Source organism: Variovorax sp. 01T439_2, assembly GCF_056398445.1.
Genome location: NZ_JBFTPJ010000893.1, coordinates 1 through 2,439 on the forward strand (window position 1 = coordinate 1; position 2,439 = coordinate 2,439).

The following is a 2,439-nucleotide window of genomic DNA, read 5'->3' on the forward strand; positions in this document are numbered from 1 at the left end:
ATGCAAATGGCGCCACGGTTCAGGCCCAGATGGACGACGGCGCCAGGCGCAATTGGCGCGCGCGCTTCGTGGTCGACGCCACGGGCCGCGACACGCTGCTGGCCAACAAATTCCGCTGCAAGGAAAAGAACCCCGACCACAACAGCACGGCGCTGTTCGGCCATTTCACCAACGCCGAGCGGCTGGAGGGCAAGAAGGAAGGCAACATCAGCATCTGCTGGTTTGCGCACGGCTGGTTCTGGTTCATTCCGCTGGCCGACGGAACCACCAGCGTGGGCGCGGTCTGCTGGCCGTACTACCTGAAGACGCGCGACAAGCCGCTGAAGGACTTCTTCTACGACACCATCGCGCTGTGTCCGGTGCTGGTGGACCGGCTGAAGCACGCCACGCTGGTGGACGATGCGGTGCATGCCACCGGCAACTTCTCGTATTCGAGCACGCACGCCACGGGCGACCGCTACCTCATGCTGGGCGATGCCTTCACCTTCATCGACCCGATGTTCTCTTCGGGCGTGTACCTGGCGATGCACAGCGCCTTCGACGGCGCCGGGCTGGTGGCCACCGCGCTCGACCGGCCAGCCGAACTGGCGCCTGTGCGCGAGAATTTCGAGGCCATGATGCGCAAGGGGCCGCGCGAGTATTCGTGGTTCATCTACCGCGTGACCAATCCGACCATCCGCGACATGTTCATGCACCCGGGCAATCCGTTTCGCGTGAAGGAGGGGCTGATGTCGCTGCTGGCCGGCGACATCTACCGCGGCACGCCGATCTGGCGCGCGCTCGGCATGTTCAAGTTTCTCTACTACTTCATCTCGATCACCCACCTGCGCCGCACCTGGGCCGGCTGGAAGCGGCACCGCTTCAACATCCGAGACATGGGCGCACTGAAGGGCGAGACGATCCTCAAGTCGGAGTAGCCGCAGTAGCGCCTCAGGGCGCCCACGCCGAGCGCGAGGCGCGCAGCGTGGCCACGGCATGCGCCACGCCCGGGCCGGGGCTGCCGAGCACTTCGATGCCGAGGTCTGCCAGTTCATCCGCGACAGGGGCCATCGAGGCCTGCGCCAGCACCACCACGTCGGCGCCGATGGCGGCGGTTCGGATCGCGCTGGCCAGCATCTCGATGTAGCGGGCGCTGTCGCCGGCCTCGAAGTGCGGCCAGGCCTCGGCGACCAGCAGCGCGCTCGGCCGGACGCCGACGCCGGCCTGCGCGGCGGCCGAAAGAAGCAGCGCGGTGGTCGGCTCCAGCGTGCTTTCGAGCGCTGCCGCAATCAGCACGCGCGGGCCGGCGCGCACGGCGCGGTCGGCCATCGCACGGTCGATGCGCTGGGCCGCGAAGGCGCCGCCCGTCGGGGTCTTTTCCGCGATGCCGCCGATGGTCGAGCAGGTGCACGCCACCACGGCGGCGCCCTCGGAGGCGGCCTCGCGCATGGCCTCGTGCACGCGCGCGGCCAGCCTCGGGTTGTCGATGCCCACGGCGCGGGCTTCGTGCAGCAGTTCCTCCATCACCAGGTGGCGCACCTCCAGCTCGGGCGCGATCTCGCGGGTCAGGCGCTCGAAGGTCGGCACATGGACCTGCGCCGTGTGGAGGAAGGCGATGGCGTCGTTCATCGCGCGGAAAGCCCCGTCAGGCCGCGTCGCGGGCGCGCCGTGCCTCGTAGGCCTTCAGGTGGACGTAGGCCGTGCGCAGCACCGAAGGCGCACAGGAAGAAGATGCGGCCGGCGCGCGGCCCAGCAGGTCGCCCACGATGTGGTCGGCCTCGACCGGCGCGCCGCGCACGATGTCCTTGTACATGGAGGCGGTCATCGGGGAGCCCGGCGCCGTCATGATGGCGCGGCCGCGCTCGACGGCTGCCGGGCGCGGCGCGAAGCCGTTGTGCGCGGCGATGGCGCAGCATTCGTCGAAGATCGCGAGCGCCACGTCCTGGCCACCCGCGCTCGCGATGTCGCCGATGGAGGCCCGCATCAGGCTCGTGAGCCCGGCCGCCGAGGCGATGAAGACCCACTTCTCCCACATGTCCTGCGAGATGTTCTCGCTCAGCGTGGCGTCGAACTTCGTGCCCGCGAACTGCGCGGCAATGGCGTCGACCCGCGCCGAGCGCCCGCCCGCGCGCTCGCCGAAGGCAAGGCCGTGCATGTCGTTCAGGTGCAGCACGCGGCCTTCGTCGTCCAGCGTGGCGGAGATCATGCACAGGCCGCCGAGCACGCGTTCGCTGCCGAAGCGCTCGGCCAGGCGGTCGATGTGGCTCATGCCGTTCAGCAGCGGAAGAATGACCGTGTCCGGGCCGACGGCCGGCGCGAACGACGCCATGGTCGCGTCGAGGTCGTAGGCCTTGCTGCCGACCACGACCACGTCGAACGGCGCCCGGATGTCTTCGGCCAGCACGTGGGGCGGCGAGGGCAGCTGCAGGTTGCCGAAGGGGCTGTGCACCACCAGACCGG

The 2,439-nt window shown here is 69.5% G+C and carries 3 protein-coding genes; 1 reads left to right on the forward strand and 2 read right to left on the reverse strand.

Features of this window, described 5'->3' with window-relative positions; genetic code table 11:
* On the forward strand, window positions 1–917 hold a 917-nt coding region (locus AC1DOC_RS29385; protein ID WP_478131093.1), incomplete at its 5' end, for an NAD(P)/FAD-dependent oxidoreductase.
* Between the two features lie 13 nt (window positions 918–930).
* Here the strand turns inward: AC1DOC_RS29385 and AC1DOC_RS29390 are convergent.
* On the reverse strand, window positions 931–1,608 hold the full coding sequence (locus AC1DOC_RS29390) for an Asp/Glu/hydantoin racemase (protein WP_418145381.1): 678 nt from the start codon (window positions 1,606–1,608) through the stop codon (window positions 931–933).
* A gap of 16 nt (window positions 1,609–1,624) precedes the next feature.
* Window positions 1,625–2,439: ketopantoate reductase family protein (locus AC1DOC_RS29395; RefSeq protein WP_478131094.1), on the reverse strand; the 815-nt coding region annotated here is incomplete at its 5' end.